The following is an 18,138-nucleotide window of genomic DNA, read 5'->3' on the forward strand; positions in this document are numbered from 1 at the left end:
CTTTCAATAAACTATAATCTAGTATATTGAAAATGATCATGTACTGGGGAACTGTTTAATCTTATTTGTGGTTTTCTGTTGAGTTCTATTTGTGGAAAACTGTTGATTTTAGTTTATCGTTTACAATTGATCTTCCGAACTCTTTGCATGGCCAATTATAACAGAAAATGGTAGTATAATTGTAAAAGAGGTGTTAATCAATGAGCAATTTAAAAAAGCCTGGTATGGATAATCAACCCCCTGGAAAGTATAAAGAAGTTGGTCCAAGAGGTGGTGAAGTCTATAAACCACGTATAGTTGAAATTGATAAAGGTGACCGTCTCCCACCAACACAGGAAAAAGGTAGAAAATGGAGTAAACAATGAAAAATATAATTTAAAAACCACCTAAAACGCTATAAAATCAACGTTCTAGGTGGTTCTTTTTAAAACCTCATTTACTTATGATACGGTTCACCGTAGTGAATCTAAATGAGGTAAATTGAATTGTATTAACCTGGTATATAATCGAACAGAGTTATAAGCGTTCTAGCTGACAATTATTTAAACAAAAGTAGTATGATCTTTGGTTATTGATATATTGCTAATACTTCTAATACTAAAATGTTCTTATCACTTTGGATACTTTGCATACCTTCTATTTCTTGTTCACCCATTTGCCTTCGAATCCCCCGACTTAAAGAAAACAAATCCTTCATAATGTCGAAAACAATAATAGGCTTATCAGTTACATTTTTTCGAGATAGGACTTTTGCAATTACTGTTACTTCTTCATTTTCAAAATCTTCTAAGTGCTCTAATTCATAACATAGATTATTTGAATTTAATTTTGCAAAACCGACTCTTTCTATAAAGTCGTTACATTCGAAAAAGACAGGGATCTTTGTGCTTTCTTTCGCAAAAAGTTTAGTGAATATTTCTTCCTCTTGAGGATTGTCTAGATTCATACTTGAAGTTAACATAGGTTTAAAGTCATTTATTAAATCCATCATATCAAATTCCTCGGGTATTCTAAAACCTCCTTCAAAACGTATAATACCTGTTCTAGGAATTGTCTCAGTTTCAAAGTCATTCTCTATTAAATCAAAATAATTATCGTTACCCTTACTTTCAAGCAATCCTTCAAACTCATTGCAATCAAGTATTAGATTTTCTAATAATTCTCCTTCCATTTCGTTTTTCCCACTTATATCTCCTGAAAGCACTGATACATTAGCACTTAAAGATTTACCAGAACTTACTTTAACATTTTTTATAGCGACATGTTTTTTACCTTCTAATATAGCTTTATATTCTGCTACTTTACTTGCATCAAAGTAAATTAAGTTTTTAAACATAGTAACATCCCCTTCTATTAACTTTACACAATAGAAATCAAATAATTCGATGAACATTTGAATCTTAACACTTGTGGCTAAGTTGAATAGATAAATATTATATTATTTAAATTAAAAATACATATTTAAGCAGCTTTAAAGCAAAAAAGAACCTCATTTACTAATGGTAATGGTTCACCGTAACGCATATAAATGAAGTGTTTATTAAACCTAATTACAAACTTACACAATTATAGTTTTATGAAACATACAATCTAATAATGGTCCATTAATCGGTCCAAATTTTATTGTATCAGTTAGGAACCGGTCCAGAATCGGTCCAGAATCGGTCCAGAATCGGTCCAGAATCGGTCCAGAATCAGTCCAAACTTTATTGTATCGGTCCAAAATTTGGTCCAATATTTGTGATATTAATATAAAACAATTCTGTTTGAATATTAAATGAAATAAATACTACTTCAATCTATAATAACTTGCTCTTGCTTTACCTTCTAAAACTATAATTTCTGCTTCCCTTAAACTTTGTAAAATGCGTTTACTACTTGTAGATGAAAAGCCACATAACCTTTCCACATCTAAGCGAGTAATCGTACCATTTTTATTCAAATAATCAATAATCATTGTTTTAGCCTGTATTTCATCAAAATCCTTATCTTTTGTGTATTCAATATTATCATCTAAACTTTCGTATACTCGATGAGTAAACATATATTTATTTCTTGCTTCTCTTTGTAGAATATTTCTTTTTTGACATAGTTTGTTTAGAACATTTGCTGCGGATTGAGTTGTAATTTGAGCCACCTCAGCAGCCTTTCCAAGGGTAATGGTTTTATTAGATTTAACATATTTTAAAATACAGATTTCTGACACTGAAAACTCACCGTTATTTTCTTCCTCTTTAGTAATAAACTTTAGAAATTCCATGTCTTCCAAACTGCTTCTTAAAGTCAAACTTACTGCTTCAGAATACAAATTATATTCAGGAGCAGATTTCCCTAATGAAAGCATATCTTTAAATATTATATCTACACCTTGCCCCGATCGTTGAACATATTTTAGTTTTTGAAGTGTTTCAGCAATCAACTTATTTCTCGGTGACGAAGGGTGTGTAATAATATTTGTACTATCAACTCCACTTGGAAATGAACCAGGATTTTCTATAATAATTTCATTAGGATAAAACTTAACAAAAATTGAAGAATTACTCTCATAATCCCGGTGAGAGATAGCATTAAGAAGCGCTTCTTGAAAAACATTAATAGGATAATCTTGAACTTCTAATTTAAAAAGCCCCATTTGGATATTCTTTATTCCATTTCTATCTTCAAAAAACTGCTGAATTCTATCTACAGTTTTAACTAAAGGCATTTTTAGCTCTAACCGCTTATTATATTCAGTATGTCCATCATTATATGTAAGAATGATTATTTCTGCTTGAGGCATATACTTCGCAATTGCTTCATTTGTTCCAACAAATAACAATCCTGCTACTGTTAGCTGGATTTCTTCTCCAACAACATCTATCAATCGTAAGTCCTTTAGGAGCGTAATATTGTCTGATTGATATAAAGTAGAATCTTTATCTCGTGATTGTATTTTTAATTTTAATCGCTCTACTTCAGCAAAATCTATATCATCTTTGGTAGTAGGTTCGATAATTTTAGCGGAGTAGTCTCCTTTAAATCCCTTTATATTATTAGAGTTGTATTCTGATGGATAAAATGGCTTTGTATTTTTCCCTAATCTTTTATATACTACTCCTTTTGAAGTAGCTACAATTTCTGGAGACTGCTCAATTGTTATTTTTAAAATATCCTTACCAGCCAATCTTATTATTTCTACATCAGTAAAAAGCTTAGGCATAGTCTTATCATAAATACTCTCAATAATATTCTGTTCATCATAGTCATAACATCCAGTAATTTCTCCATCATCTTCAACACCGACTAAGATGAGCCCACCATCCGTATTGGCAAACCCTACTGCCTCATTTGTTAAGATATTCATTAATTCCTTTTTGTTTGCTTTAATCCAACTTTTAAACTCTACATACTTAGTTTCACCACGTTGGATTATCTCATTTATTTCCATAAAATACACCTCCTAACTTGATACAAACATTATACCAAGATTAGAAGGTTAAACGGAAATAATAGGTTAAAGTCAACAAATAAAAAACCTCATTTACTTGTGATAAGGTTCACCCCTATTAATCCTAAACGCTCGATAAATCTGCTCCATTAACACCAGCTTCATCAATTGGTGCGGAAACGTCATTTTTGAAAAAGACAAACTCTCATTCGAGCGCTTCATCACATCATCACTCAGTCCAAGTGATCCACCGATGACAAATGCCACTTTGCTCTTGCCATACGTAGCAAGTTTATCTAGATTATCAGCCAGCTGCTCTGATGTCATCATTTTTCCCTCAATTGCTAAGGCAATCACATGGGTATCAGGATGAATTTTGGCTAAGATTCTCTCGCCCTCTTTTTCCTTAATTTGCAACATTTCAGCTTCACTTGCTTGTTCAGGTGCTTTTTCATCCGCTACTTCAATCGTTTCTATTTTCGCATAAGCACCTAATCTTTTTATGTATTCATCTATACCAAGCTTCAAATATTTTTCTTTTAATTTCCCAACCGTCACAACTTGGATATTCACAATGTGTATAACCTCCTAAAATTTTATCCACAGTAGTTATCCACATATCAACAACACTAATTTGCAAATTAACTATCCACAGTGTAAATGGCGACGCTCTCACAAAAACTGCAGGTTGTGGATAACGGTGCTTTTTCTTCGTTAATCTTTTCAACAACAGGTGCTAATTCTACTTCATCAACTATCATATCAATAGCCACTTCTATATGTTCATCGCAAGCATAATACATAATACAACGTCCTTTCTTTGCCGTTTTCTATTATAGCATACCCTATTTTATAGCTGTGGATAAACGAATTAGGGAAGAATCTATGGGTAGTGGCAATATTTAATGCACTGGCGGACACCAGGTACGTTATTTAGAAAAAACCAGTGATATTGCTTTACATCCGGACAGGGAGGACCTTATTTGGCTAAATAACACAGTTTTTCAGTGCTGTTAAGCGAAATAGAGGAACCTCAGTCCTTTTAGACAAATAAAAGGTACTTATTCACCAAATAAGGAATCTACAGTCCACTCGGAAGTAGCAGACTCTCATCACAAGCCTCTGGCGGCTCCGCTCAGTGCTTCGCTCAAAACAAAAAAAGGCAACACCGGCCTTTTTCCTGTAGTATATTCATGAAGCGGGCACTGGCTTCTCTCGCCGTGCGCATTTTGAGAAGACCACTCAAAATGCTTAAAACATTACGGCGGCTCCGCTCAGTGCTTCGCTCAAAACAAAAAAAGGCAACACCGGCCTTTTTTTGTTTTGAGCTTAAAAACTCTCTTGTTCTGCTAGTTGTACTTTTACTACTTCTCGGTTTCCATCTCGATAGATCGTAACGTCTAGTTCGTCACCTATGCGTTTTTCCGTGTAGAGGAATTTTCGTAAGTCGTGTCCGTCTAGCATTTCTTCTCCATCGATCTCTACGATCACATCGTACTCTTGCAGTCCTGCACGGTCAGCTGGCGACGTTGGCGCGATGCTTGTGATGACTACACCACCTTTGATGTCTTCTGGTAGTTTCAATGTCTGTTGCCAGTAGGAACTAGGAATTTCGCTTAAAGAACGAATGCCCACACCCATTTGCGGTCGGCGTACTTCTCCAATCGTTTCTAAGTCTTCAATTACTGGGATGGCAATTGCTGTTGGGATCGCAAAACCTATTCCTTCAACTGAGCTTTGTGCAATTTTCATTGAGTTGATTCCAATGACTTGGCCTTCAATGTTCACAAGGGCACCGCCACTATTTCCCGGATTGATTGCTGCATCTGTTTGCAGTACTTCTGCATGCCAATCTACTTGACCGTTTCCTGTTAAATCGACTGGGATACTACGTTCTGTTGCACTAATAATTCCTTGTGTTACCGTACTAGAAAAGCGTAGTCCAAGTGGGTTTCCGATTGCTAAAGCTGGTTCTCCTACACGCAGTGTGTCTGAGCTACCGAACTCAGCTACCGTTTCGATTCCTGTTCCGTCAATTTCAAGTACAGCTAAGTCGGTAATTACATCTGTTCCTAGTAATTCTGCTGGTACTCTAGTACCATCTGCTAGGCTTACTTCAATTTCATTTGCTCGTTCTATAACATGGTGATTCGTGACAACATAGGCTTTGTCACCACTTTTTTTATAAATAACACCAGATCCTGTTCCTTCATTTTCTTCACCTGATGAAAAGAAGTTAGATTGCTGCATGTTAATGACTCCTACAACGGCATCTGATACACGATCAACAGCTTGCGTGACATTGCTATTTACATCAAGATTTACCGTTTGTAAGCCTTCTTGAGGTGTTTCTGAATCAAATACAGCAACCGATTCAGGCTCGGTGTTTATACTATAAGGTAAAATTCCAGAGTTAGATAGAATAGGAAGAGAAAATAAGACACATAGTCCCCCAATAATCGATCCAAGAAAAGCGGTAATGATTAGGATTCCTCGATTTGAATTTTTACGTCTACTTACTCGTTCTGTTGCATGGTCATCATAATAACCCATTTTACACACCACCCTTTTTTCCTAATAAATTAGTCATATTTACTTCTTATTATAATGAGAATTTCGGTAAAAAATAGCGCCACAAGCGTTTTTCATATATTTTTTACACTCTTCTATAATTCCCAACAACATTGACGCATAATCATGAAAATCATCTGCTCATTCGTTTTTTTATAGAAAAAAAACAGAGGCTGCTCAAGCCTCTGTTACTTAAGATACAACCGCTAAAGCAGTTGGATTATGTGGATCGGTATCATAAAGTTCAAATTGCTCTCCTACGGCCATTCCTTGCTCTTTTAACACTTGTTCTACCGACAAGCGAGCTAAATCTTTCATATTGTTATCAAGGCTTAAATGAGCCAAATAAATGCGACTCGTATTGTCACCAATACATTCTGATAAGGCAAGCGCTGCATCCTCATTTGATACGTGTCCAACATCACTTAAAATACGACGTTTCACGCTCCAAGGATAACGCCCCATACGAAGCATATTCATATCGTGATTCGATTCAAAAATGAATATATCCGCTTTCTCAATCGTTCCTTTAATTCGCTCACTTACATAACCCATATCTGTAGCAAGAACGAGTTTTTTCCCTTCATGGTTGAACGTGAAAAACATCGGCTCTGCTGCATCATGTGATACACCAAACGACTCAACATCAATATTTCCAAATGTCTTCACTTCACCTGTAGCAAACGTGAATTTCTGATCTGTTGAGAGTGTCCCTAATTGCCCTTCCATCGCTTTCCATGTTTTTTCATTAGCATAGATAGGTAGCTTATGCTTTCTAGCAAATACACCAACACCTTTAATATGATCGGAATGCTCGTGACTTACTAAAATTCCATTTAGATCTTTTGGATCGCGGTTAATTGTTTGAAAAAGCTCCTCCATTTTCTTTCCACTTAATCCTGCATCTATTAATAATCGCTGCTCTTCTGTCTCAACATAGACAGCATTGCCTGTACTGCCGCTTGCCAGCACACTAAAGCGTAATGTCATATTATTCATTCCCCTCACCAAAACTTACGTAAGCTGCTGAACAGACCCACCTATGGCATGTACCAAATATTCTTCTCCATCGACTTTAATACGCCACATTGGGGCAAAGACTTGAACATCGCCTGTTGGGCTGAAGAAGCTATAATAGCCAAATTGAACGTCTGAAATGGTTTGATTCATTCGGACAAGCTGATCATTTAACAAAACTTCAATTGCTTTCAAACTAGAAAGCATCTCCCGTTCCTCTCCATCTTGCTGTTCGAATTGGAAATAGCGTTGTTGATAGCTAATAATTTGTAAATGCTCATCAAGCTGAAGAACCAAAGGCTCATCATCTAACGTATAAGCTGTTTTTTCTCCGTATGCTTGGTATAAATACACTCTGTTTCGTTCAGAGTCAAAGCCGCCAAAACGGTAATTGTCTCCTTCAAACACATATGTCGACAAGAAGGCAGGCAGCTCACTTGCGAAACCTTCTCTTGTTAAAGCAAATGGTTCCTCTAGTTCAGATAAAATCGTGTGGCTATCTAAATAGTCAATTTCCTGATCATCTAGTGCCGGAATATCATCTAGTGACAGCTCTACTTGTTTGCCAACAACGAGTAAACCTGGTGACTCTTCTTCTGGTAATTCTATTTCAATCGTCACGTTATTCTCTCGTAACACTTCTTGTATTGTCGCCTCTGTAATTAAGCTAATTTGATTCATATTATGAGTCTCAATAAGTTGCCATGTTAAAAAGATATTTAATAACAAGAAGGTAATAATGAAAATGGTTTTTGTTCTACTCCAATCCACTAGTATCACCTTCTTCCTCAAAGGTTACTTTTTGCCACCTGTTCCCATAAAGAATAAACCAATGCGGTTCAATTGTGACAAATGAGGCATTTCTCGTTATCATTTCATAGCCTACTACTACTTTGGACAAACGTGTTTCATCAAAGAATTCTTGCTTTTTTAATTGATTTAGTACTTCGTTGCCTGAAGGCAGTTCAATCGACTCTCTCGCATCAATCGGATGGGGGTCAAGTTCAAATAACGGCCTTGTATAATTAATAATTTGAGTACCTGAACGGTTGACCTGAAGATCCATATCTCCTTGCCCCTCAAACATAATGACAGGTAAGCCATTAACATGCATTCGAAAAGAAGCTTCGTCACGAATATCTGATGAACTCCAGCTAGAAAGGAAATAATCATTCGTCCATCCACCGTGCCCATTAATAAACTCGTAACCACTTTGAACGATATGTCTCGTGCTTCTTTCTTGTGTTTCGATAAAAACAGGGTTAATGTATTCCATAAACAATCCGTTGTTTTGCATCGTGATTATACGGTTTCCATCCGTATAGGAGTCTTCACCGTCTGACTGCTGATAATATTTAACTGATCCTGGATCGGTAAAAAGAGCCTGCTTGTAAGACTCAGGAGATAAAGGCGTTGTTGCAAAAGATAACCGCTCTACTGAAACAGGTTCAGTTGGAATATATACTCTCTCTTTTAAACGGTTGGAATACTCTGTATCACTGACAACCGTTACAACCTCTCGAAATTCATCAAATGATTCAAGATAATCTGCTTGAAATTCTCTCACCGATAAGCTTGTCTCAAGTTCGATGAGACGCTCTTCTTCACTTGATAAAATTTGCATGTGAACTAGCTCATTTTCATTAACAAATAAAAATAATCGATCGACTTCAATTGCCGGAACGCCGATTTCTTCTTCACTTATGCCAAATAAGGAAAAGAAAATCGTTGTTGGTACAGATGTTGGAAAAATGAACTCGACTCCCTCGCTAGCTGTTTGAGTTGGAAATCGATCAGTTGATAACAAGTTTACTTCCGTTACATTTGAAGAAAGTAATTTCTCATACAGTCTGCTAAACTCGTCCATTTCATATGGAATCATTGCATAATGTTGGTTTCGATGCACAATGATTTGTTCTGGCATAATGACTTCATGAATCATTCGTTCTTCACGTTCTTCATTTAATTCATCTGGTACATATCTAGAAACTGTATCATCGAGAAGGGCGATGTCAGGTTGAAACGTATAAAGTTGCCAAGTCAAAATAATACTTATGCCAATCAAACTGATTAGAATGGTTGATTTCAAGTTGTTGTAACTCACCTTTTCCCCTCCCTCATTGCAGGCAATGTAAAGAAGATCGTAGTCCCTTTTCCATACACACTCTCTGCCCAAATTTCCCCTTTATGGGCATGAATGAGTTCTTTTGCAATTGCCAAACCAAGACCTGTACCGCCGACACTTCTTGCTCTTGCTTTATCGACTCGATAAAAACGATCAAAGATCTTTGTTTGACTTTCACGAGGGATTCCCATTCCTTGGTCAGCAATACTAATTTGTAACTCATCCCCTTGGTGAAGCAATGCGATCGTAATATTTCCACCTTCTGGTGAATATTTCATTGCATTGGAAATGACATTATCGAGTACTTGCGTCATCTTATCTGCAGCCATTTTTACATACGTAGGCTTAGACGATATTTTCCGTACAAACGTTATGTCTCTTTCTTCTGCAATCATTTCAAAACGATCAACGATTTCATGAAGGAACAATCCAATATCAACCGTTTGGAACGATAACTTATAATCTTGACTATCAATTTTAGATAGCTGCAACAAATCGTTTACTAATCGAATCATTCGCTCTGTTTCATTTTGGGTTACGCTTAAAAAGCGTGGCCCTAGTTCTTTGTCTTCTACAGCTCCATCTACGAGTGCTTCTAAATAGCTTTTCATCGTCGTGAGCGGAGTGCGTAATTCATGTGAAACATTTGCTACAAACTCTCGTCTTTCATGTTCAATTTTTTCTTGCTCCGTTACATCATGTAAAACGGTGATAAGTCCATTAATAGGACCGTCCTTTTCCTGAATAACAGAGAAGTTTGCCTCTAGTAAGTACTCTTCTTCCGCACTACTAAAATCAAGAAGAATCGAGTCTGAGTGTTCATATAAATCATAAAGTGCAAAGGTATCAGAAAGTCGTAGCACCTCTGGTAACAATTGTCCCATCGCCGAATGACTTGATATATCAAGGAGCTCTTCAGCTCGCTTATTCATTAATATAATGCGACCATTTTGATCGGTTGCAATAACACCATCGGTCATATGAGTTAATACAGATTTTAATCGTTTTTGCTCGCGGTCACGGGTTAATGTCGCATCTTGTAGCTTCATCGTTAAATCATTAAATGATGTAGCAAGTTGTCCAATTTCATCCTCACTATAGACCTTAACTTGTCTAGAAAAATCTCCGCGGCCCATTCTCATCGTTTGCTTTCTCATGTCCATAATGGGACCAGTAATCGTACGTGCCACTAAAATAACAAGGACAGAAGAGATAACAAGAGCAATAAACGTTCCGCTTAATAAAATGCTATTAATCTGTCTAATTTGATCATAAATATCTTCCATTGATGCTTCAATGTACAGCGCTCCTACAGGTCCATCATCTGATTTAATAGGAACGGCAAGCACGCGCATCCGGTGACCTGTTACAGGATCTCGTAATACATCTTCAAATTTATTCCCAAGCAAAGCTCGCTTTACCCTTACCTCTGTACTTTGCTGCCCAACAATGTGCCGATTTGATAGATTAGATGTACTAACTACGACTCGGTTTTGATCAATCACTTGAACTTCAGACTGGTCAATTGAAAATGTATCCCGCAATAGTGTATTAATGTTCGTTGTTAATGCACTACGATCATCCTTGTTTTTCGTCATTTCCTGGGCAAGGTTAAACGATAGTAGGTTTGCTCGATCATCTAGCATTTCAAAATAGTTAGTAACTAGTTGGCTTTCTAACTGTCTTGTAAAATAAACACCGATAATTTGAATAGCAATAAAAATAATTAACACATAAATGATAATTAATTTGAACTGGATCGACTTAAAGAAGCCAACTTTTCGATCCATTTATGATTGCTCCTTTTGTTCAGGTGAAGATAAATAATACCCTACCCCTCGTCTTGTAATAATCCAAATCGGATAGCTAGGATTGTCCTCTACCTTTTCACGCAGCCTACGAACCGTTACATCTACAGTACGAACATCGCCAAAATAGTCATATCCCCAAACGGCTTGCAATAAGTGTTCACGTGTCATTACTTGCTCAAGGTGCTTTGCTAAATAATGAATCAATTCAAATTCACGATGAGTTAAATCAATGGCATCCCCACGTTTTTTCACTTGATACGCCTCAGGATAAATCGTTAACTCCCCTACAGAAATTTCTTTTTGTACGGTTGTCTCATCATTCGTTGCCTTTTGACGACGTAAGTTTGCCTTTACACGTGCAAGAAGTTCTCTTGTACTAAACGGTTTTGTTACATAATCATCTGCCCCAAGCTCTAATCCAAGAACTTTATCTATTTCTGAGTCTTTTGCTGTTAACATAATGATTGGAATATCAAATTGTTTCCGAACCTCGCGACATACTTCCATCCCGTCTTTATGAGGAATCATAATATCAAGCAAAATGAGATCAGGCTCTTCTTTTTTGACTAGATCTATAGCCTCTAGCCCATCATAAGCACAAATCACTTCATAACCTTCTTTCTCAAGGTTAAACTTCAAAATATCTGCGATTGGTCTCTCATCATCTACAACTAAAATGCGTTTATCCATTATGCAGACCTCTCCCGTCCATAGTAGTCTTATCTTTCATTTTAACACATGTACGTCGTTCACGCTGATAGGAACGAATGGTAATCTAGCAATTTTTAAACAAAGAATAATTAACAAAAAACGCCCCCATACCGGGGACGTTTCTTAGTAATGTAAGAAATCCATAGGGTTTTTCAATTGCCCGTTTTGATACACTTCAAAGTGTAAATGGATCCCCGTTGAATTACCTGTTTGACCCATAACACCAATTTTTTGTCCTTTTGTGACTGTTTGTCCGACTTTCACATCAATCGATGCTAGGTGAGCATATAATGTTTCCATTCCATTATTATGGTTAATTCTAACTAAGTTTCCGTACCCGCCTTGACTACCAGCGAACGTCACCGTGCCATTGTCTGCTGCCAAAATATTGTAGTTACTAGGCCTAGCAATATCAATTCCGCGATGAAATCTACCCCAACGATTTCCTTGATAGCTTGAGATATATCCACCAACAGCTGGCCAACCAAGTGTGCCTGATCCACGTGAAGGAATAACCTTTGTTCCTTTAGTAATCACTTTTTTTACCGGCTCTTCTGTTATTTCTTCTGAAAGAACTTTACGTTTGATGATTTGACCATTTTGCTCTGTAATTTCATACTCTAGTAACTGCTTCCCATTTTTTCCTTCTTGGGTCACCTTTTGATCTCCTTTAAACATCGAAGAATCCTCTATTACTTCCGTTTCAAAAGGAATCTCTTCCTCTACCATAGTAATATGAGTAGAGACAACTTCTACTAACGGCTCGTAAGCTGTTACTGTCAGCTCATCCCCTTCTCGAATGATGCTATCTGAATCTAACTCACTATTTAACTCTAATAATTGAGAGGTTGATAGATTATGGTCTTGTGCAATCGTTCCTAATACATCACCTTGTTGTACTGTATATGCCTGTTCTTCTAACACGCCTTGATTAATCTTTTTCACCGCATCCTTAACCGACAGAATCTCATCTGGAGCAGCTAGCATTTCTTCCTCTGTAACCTCTTCTGTCAGAACTACATCGGTAATAATCTTCTCTCCAACCATAACTTGAGGATCATCGCCATCCTCAGCTTGAAACTGCTCATACTGTTCTTCATCTATATATTGAGTGATTAGCAATTGTAGAGCTTTTTCAGCTTCTTCAAGATTAGATAAATAAACAACCGGCTTATCATTAACTAGTAAAGCAACCGCTTCTGCTTGAACTACCATCTCATTTTCTAGCTCTGTTATTACATCTTCATCTTCGATAGCTTTACTAAACACCATCTCAGGAATAACTCGAACACTCTCACCAATAGCAAAAGAGAGAGTAGGATATGTTTCTTCATATTCTTTCTCTACTTGTTCAATATATTCATATACAGGCTCATCATCTATGACTACACCTACATGCTGATCATCTACATACACATGATAGATAGTGTGAACAGATTCCTCATCTGCTTGTATCGTGCTTGAAAAAGTAACAAAAACGAACAAACAAAATAATGCTATGATAAATGTTTGAATGACCATGTATGGGGGTAAATAGAAAAATAGTTGTTGTTTCTTATTTGGAACCATGTTTTCCTCCTGCTACTCTAAAACCTAGATATATGTATAATTAAAAAGAATTTTAGACAAAATTCGTCAACCTTTCTTATTCTAGCATAATCTGCTATGTTTGGTGCCACAAAACCAAATTGAAAATAGATTGTAATATTCCTGGATATATTAGGGATTTTTGTCGAAACACAAATAAAATCCGCATGGAAAATTCCACACGGATTAAAGTGCCGGCCAGAGGACTTGAACCCCCAACCTACTGATTACAAGTCAGTTGCTCTACCAATTGAGCTAGGCCGGCAAAAATGGTGGCTCAGGACGGAATCGAACCGCCGACACATGGATTTTCAGTCCATTGCTCTACCGACTGAGCTACTGAGCCACTACATAAATATGAAGTTAAAAATGGCGGTCCGGACGGGACTCGAACCCGCGACCTCCTGCGTGACAGGCAGGCATTCTAACCAACTGAACTACCGGACCAAAACTTATTTAATGAAAATGGTGACCCGTACGGGATTCGAACCCGTGTTACCGCCGTGAAAGGGCGGTGTCTTAACCGCTTGACCAACGGGCCACTTTTTAATAAAAGTGGTGAGCCATGAAGGACTCGAACCTTCGACCCTCTGATTAAAAGTCAGATGCTCTACCAACTGAGCTAATGGCTCTTGCTGTTATTTCAAAGAAGTTTATTCATGTCGTTTCGGACGATGAATTGCTTCGTAGCCTTACCTGTTCTTTCCTCTTCTAGTAATGCTTTGAAGTAGGATGTGTCGGAACAACTCGTAGCAAATCAAGTAGCATAGCTCGTAACTGAGCTAATGGCTCTTGCTGTGTTACTGTTGTTATCGCTTGTCTTATCTCTCAGCGACAAGATTTATAATACCATAGCATTTTTTTATGTGCAAGTGTTTTTGAAAAAAAGTTTTATTTTTTTCTGTTGAAGCTTCTGACAGCTTATTAGGATAAATCAACGAATGCAATTTGCTATTGCATTCGTTGATTCAATAAAGGGAAGTTCGCCCTTTTGCCTTAAACAGTGCGAACATGGTTGCGGTGGCTCCGTTCGCTGCGCGCCTTTTATAAGAAACCCACTCATAAAAGGCTTAAAACATGGCAGCGACTCCACACACCGCTTCGGTTTTTAATAAAAAGGGAAGTTCGCCCTTTTGCCTTAAACAGTGCGAACATGGTTGCGGTGGCTCCGTTCGCTGCGCGCCTTTTATGAGAAACCCACTCATAAAAGGCTTAAAACATGGCAGCGACTCCACACACCGCTTCGGTTTTTAATAAAAAGGGAAGTTCGCCCTTTTGCCTTAAACAGTGCGAACATGGTTGCGGTGGCTCCGTTCGCTGCGCGCCTTTTATGAGAAACCCACTCATAAAAGGCTTAAAACATGGCAGCGACTCCACACACCGCTTCGGTTTTTAATAAAAAGGGAAGTTCGCCCTTTTTATTAAAAACCTATGCAAAGACTCCTCGTACCATGTTTGTTTGGTTACGGTCTGGTCCTACTGAGAAGACGGTTAATGGGATTCCTGTTAATTGTGATACGCGCTCGATGTAGTGGCGAGCGTTTGCTGGAAGTTCATTTAGTGTTTTCACTCCTGTAATGTCTTCTTCCCAACCTGGAAGCTCTTCGTATACAGGCTCACACTCTGCAAGGACTTTCAAGCTTGCAGGGAACTCTTCAATTACTTCACCACGGTATTTATAAGCTGTACAAATTTTAAGCGTTTTGATGCCCGTTAATACATCGATAGAGTTCAATGATAGATCCGTGATTCCACTTACACGACGAGCGTGACGGACAACCACACTATCAAACCAACCTACACGGCGTGGACGACCTGTAGTTGTACCATACTCATTACCTACTTCACGAATTGTGTCACCAATTTCATCATGTAATTCAGTTGGGAAAGGTCCATCACCAACACGTGTTGTGTATGCTTTAGAAACACCTACAACATGATTAATTTTTGATGGCCCTACACCAGAACCAATTGTTACTCCACCCGCAATTGGGTTAGATGATGTAACAAATGGGTATGTACCTTGGTCAATATCAAGCATAACCCCTTGTGCACCTTCAAATAACACGCGACGACCTTCATCTAGAGCATCATTTAAAACAACAGATGTGTCACAAACGTATTGAGCAACTTGTTGACCATATTCAAAGTACTCTTCTAAGATTTCTTCTTTCGTAAAACCTTCTACTTCATAGTACTTTTCAAACATTCTATTTTTCTCTTCTAAATTACGAACTAATTTCTCTTCAAACACTTCTTTATCAAGCAAATCAGCAATACGAATTCCAATACGAGCAGCCTTGTCCATGTAAGCAGGACCAATGCCTTTTTTCGTTGTACCAATTTTATTTGCACCTTTGCGTTCTTCTTCAACGATATCAAGCTTAAGATGATATGGAAGAATAACGTGAGCACGGTTACTAATGCGTAAATTGCTTGTATCGACATTACGCTCATGTAAATAAGCTAACTCTTCTACAAGTGCTTTCGGATCAATTACCATACCATTTCCAATTACACAACTTTTATCTTTATAAAAAATCCCTGATGGAATTAAATGAAGTTTGTATTTCGTTCCACCGAAAACAATCGTATGTCCTGCGTTATTACCACCTTGGTAACGAGCAACCACTTCCGCTTTCTCTGAAAGATAATCTGTAATCTTTCCTTTTCCTTCGTCGCCCCACTGTGTACCTACAACAACAACTGATGACATGTGATGCACCTCCACCTTCACTACTGTATCTACTTAATTATTTTAACTATTTCCAAAGCCAATCATAAGTATACCAACTCAGAAAACATGCGTCAATGCGAAACACGAACGTTCAAAATAAGTTTTTATTTATTTGTTCGCCTTGGTTAAACATTACAAAACATGTAAACGGTTTGCCCTATTATTATTAACGACAAAATGACTTCCTTAAAGAAATAATAACAGTCCATCAAAAAGAAAAAGCACCAATCTTTTAGATTAGCACTTTCAATTATTAGGCTCCTGGAGGCATATTGCTTTCATCATGTCGTCTTTCTAAGTTTACGAACTTATTATATTCCTTTACAAAGGCAAGTTCGACCGTTCCAACTGGGCCGTTACGTTGCTTCGCAATAATAATTTCAATAATGTTTTGATTTTCTGTTTCCTTGTCATAGTAATCATCACGATACAAAAAGGCAACAATATCGGCATCTTGCTCGATACTTCCCGATTCACGAATATCTGACATCATTGGTCGTTTATCTTGACGCGATTCAACTCCACGGGAAAGCTGCGAAAGAGCAATAACTGGTACTTCAAGCTCACGCGCAATTTGTTTTAGTGTACGAGAGATTTCTGATACTTCTTGTTGACGGTTCTCTCCTGATTTTCCGTTTCCTTGGATCAATTGCAAGTAATCGATCATGATCATCCCAAGACCATGCTCCTGCTTCAGCCTCCGGCATTTTGCGCGAATATCGTTAACTTTGACCCCAGGAGTATCATCAATGTAAATTCCTGCTTTTGCTAGGCTTCCCATCGCCATCGTAAGCTTCTGCCAATCTTCAGAGTTCAGTGCTCCTGTTCTCATTCGTTGTGCATCAATATTGCCCTCCGCACAAAGCATACGTTGCACAAGCTGACTCGCACCCATCTCCAAACTGAAGATAGCGACATTCTCGCCAGCTCTTGTTGCGACATTTTGAGAAATGTTAAGAGCAAATGCGGTTTTACCAACCGACGGACGAGCAGCAACAATAATTAAATCATTGCGCTGAAATCCTGCTGTCATCCGGTCGAGTTCCACGAACCCTGTTGGAATTCCTGTTATCTCACCCGTTTGATTTTGCAATTCTTCAATTTTGTCGTACGTCTCAATTAACACGTCCTTAATCGAAATGAACGCACTCGTATTTTTTCGTTGCGATACATCTAAAATGGTTTTTTCCGCTTCCGTTAAGATCGTATCGACTTCTTCTTCACTTGCATATCCATCTGCAGCGATATTGGTCGCCACTTTAATTAACCTGCGTAAAACCGATTTTTCTTCGACAATTCTACTATAATAATCAACATTGGCAGCTGTTGGAACTGCATTAGCTAAATCACTTAAATACGCGACTCCACCTATTTCTTCAAGCCATTTATGATTCTGCAGTTCAGAAGTAACGGTAACTAAATCAACTGGTTCTCCTTTTTCTGCCAAGTCAAGCATCACTTGATACACTCGCTGATGAGAAGCACGGTAAAAATCATCAGGCAATAAACGTTCCGAAGCTGTCACTAATGCTTCATCCGCTAAGAAAATAGCACCTAAGACTGCTTGCTCGGCTTCAATATTCTGTGGTGGTGTACGATCTGCAAACAAGTCACTCATGCTCTCTCTCCTCTCACATATTGACTAGTATTTCTCATAGCTTAGAGGGTGTCCAAAATGATTCGGAACACCCTCAAACTACTTCTCTTATTTCTCTTCTACAACATGCACTTTCACCGTAGCAATTACTTCTGGATGAATTTTAATCGGAACATTTGTATATCCTAGAGCACGAATCGGATCGTCTAGCATAATTTTACGCTTGTCCACTTTCTTTTTCATTTTCTTTAATGTTTCAGCAATTTGTTTTGTCGAAATTGCACCAAACAAACGGCCACCCTCGCCAGACTTCGCTTTAATTTCAATCGTTAATGCTTCAAGCTCTTCTTTATATGCTTTCGCTTCTTCAAGCTCTTCATCTGCTTTTTTCTGTTGACTTTTCTTTTGAGCTTCAAGGTTTTTTAAGTTTCCTTGTGTAGCTTCTACTGCAAGTTGATTCGGGAGTAAGTAGTTTCGTGCGTATCCTTCTGATACGTTTTTTGTTTCTCCTTTTTTCCCTTTTCCTTTAACATCTGCTAAAAAGATAACTTTCAT

General features: G+C 37.7%; 15 protein-coding genes and 5 tRNA genes. 1 reads left to right on the plus strand and 19 read right to left on the minus strand.

Annotated features, from left to right (window positions below; all coding sequences use genetic code 11):
• The first annotated feature begins 200 nt into the window (after positions 1–200).
• On the plus strand, positions 201–365 hold the full coding sequence (locus N0O92_RS21695) for a YjzC family protein (RefSeq protein WP_315616904.1): 165 nt from the start codon (positions 201–203) through the stop codon (positions 363–365).
• A gap of 203 nt (positions 366–568) precedes the next feature.
• On the opposite strand, the gene N0O92_RS21700 is transcribed toward N0O92_RS21695, so the two are convergent.
• The 19 genes from N0O92_RS21700 to rplI form a co-directional block, all read right to left on the minus strand.
• On the minus strand, positions 569–1,336 hold the full coding sequence (locus N0O92_RS21700; protein ID WP_315616906.1) for a DUF6414 family protein: 768 nt from the start codon (positions 1,334–1,336) through the stop codon (positions 569–571).
• Positions 1,337–1,789: 453 nt separating this feature from the next.
• Positions 1,790–3,427, minus strand: coding sequence for an RNA-binding domain-containing protein (locus N0O92_RS21705; protein WP_315616908.1), 1,638 nt, complete (start codon positions 3,425–3,427; stop codon positions 1,790–1,792).
• 93 nt (positions 3,428–3,520) lie between these two features.
• Positions 3,521–4,000 (minus strand): 23S rRNA (pseudouridine(1915)-N(3))-methyltransferase RlmH, encoded by a 480-nt coding sequence (gene rlmH, locus N0O92_RS21710; RefSeq protein WP_315616910.1) that lies wholly within the window; start codon positions 3,998–4,000, stop codon positions 3,521–3,523.
• 68 nt (positions 4,001–4,068) lie between these two features.
• Entirely contained in the window at positions 4,069–4,230 is a 162-nt protein-coding gene (locus tag N0O92_RS21715; protein WP_315616912.1) for a CxxH/CxxC protein, read from the minus strand.
• Between the two features lie 526 nt (positions 4,231–4,756).
• Complete coding sequence (locus N0O92_RS21720; RefSeq protein WP_315616914.1) at positions 4,757–5,980, minus strand: S1C family serine protease; 1,224 nt, start codon at positions 5,978–5,980, stop codon at positions 4,757–4,759.
• A 210-nt stretch (positions 5,981–6,190) separates the two neighbouring features.
• Complete coding sequence (locus N0O92_RS21725) at positions 6,191–6,988, minus strand: MBL fold metallo-hydrolase (protein ID WP_315616916.1); 798 nt, start codon at positions 6,986–6,988, stop codon at positions 6,191–6,193.
• A gap of 24 nt (positions 6,989–7,012) precedes the next feature.
• Positions 7,013–7,786 (minus strand): two-component system regulatory protein YycI, encoded by a 774-nt coding sequence (locus N0O92_RS21730; protein WP_315616917.1) that lies wholly within the window; start codon positions 7,784–7,786, stop codon positions 7,013–7,015.
• A complete protein-coding gene (locus N0O92_RS21735; protein WP_315616918.1) occupies positions 7,773–9,119 on the minus strand; it encodes a YycH family regulatory protein in 1,347 nt (448 codons plus the stop codon). Before N0O92_RS21735 ends, N0O92_RS21730 begins: the two co-directional genes overlap by 14 nt.
• The gene (walK, locus tag N0O92_RS21740) at positions 9,116–10,930 is read right to left on the minus strand and encodes a cell wall metabolism sensor histidine kinase WalK (RefSeq protein ID WP_315616919.1); all 1,815 of its coding nucleotides are present in this window, start codon (positions 10,928–10,930) and stop codon (positions 9,116–9,118) included. The genes N0O92_RS21735 and walK overlap by 4 nt, the downstream gene beginning before the upstream one ends.
• Complete coding sequence (gene yycF / locus N0O92_RS21745) at positions 10,931–11,641, minus strand: response regulator YycF (RefSeq protein ID WP_315616921.1); 711 nt, start codon at positions 11,639–11,641, stop codon at positions 10,931–10,933. It lies immediately after the preceding gene.
• Between the two features lie 144 nt (positions 11,642–11,785).
• Entirely contained in the window at positions 11,786–13,231 is a 1,446-nt protein-coding gene (locus N0O92_RS21750) for a peptidoglycan DD-metalloendopeptidase family protein (protein ID WP_315616923.1), read from the minus strand.
• A gap of 210 nt (positions 13,232–13,441) precedes the next feature.
• A tRNA-Thr gene (locus N0O92_RS21755) sits at positions 13,442–13,514 on the minus strand.
• A gap of 5 nt (positions 13,515–13,519) precedes the next feature.
• Positions 13,520–13,595: transfer RNA gene (locus tag N0O92_RS21760), tRNA-Phe, on the minus strand.
• Positions 13,596–13,619: 24 nt separating this feature from the next.
• Positions 13,620–13,696: transfer RNA gene (locus N0O92_RS21765), tRNA-Asp, on the minus strand.
• 19 nt (positions 13,697–13,715) lie between these two features.
• A tRNA-Glu gene (locus N0O92_RS21770) sits at positions 13,716–13,790 on the minus strand.
• A gap of 15 nt (positions 13,791–13,805) precedes the next feature.
• Positions 13,806–13,881, minus strand: a tRNA-Lys gene (locus tag N0O92_RS21775).
• A 797-nt stretch (positions 13,882–14,678) separates the two neighbouring features.
• Positions 14,679–15,965, minus strand: coding sequence for an adenylosuccinate synthase (locus tag N0O92_RS21780; RefSeq protein WP_315616925.1), 1,287 nt, complete (start codon positions 15,963–15,965; stop codon positions 14,679–14,681).
• Between the two features lie 274 nt (positions 15,966–16,239).
• The gene (gene dnaB, locus N0O92_RS21785; protein ID WP_315616927.1) at positions 16,240–17,604 is read right to left on the minus strand and encodes a replicative DNA helicase; all 1,365 of its coding nucleotides are present in this window, start codon (positions 17,602–17,604) and stop codon (positions 16,240–16,242) included.
• An 87-nt stretch (positions 17,605–17,691) separates the two neighbouring features.
• The gene (gene rplI / locus N0O92_RS21790) at positions 17,692–18,138 is read right to left on the minus strand and encodes a 50S ribosomal protein L9 (RefSeq protein ID WP_315616929.1); all 447 of its coding nucleotides are present in this window, start codon (positions 18,136–18,138) and stop codon (positions 17,692–17,694) included.

The sequence above is a fragment of the Alkalihalobacillus sp. MEB130 genome (assembly GCF_032335535.1).
In the GTDB taxonomy this organism is placed as follows: Bacteria; Bacillota; Bacilli; order Bacillales; family Bacillaceae_D; genus Halalkalibacter.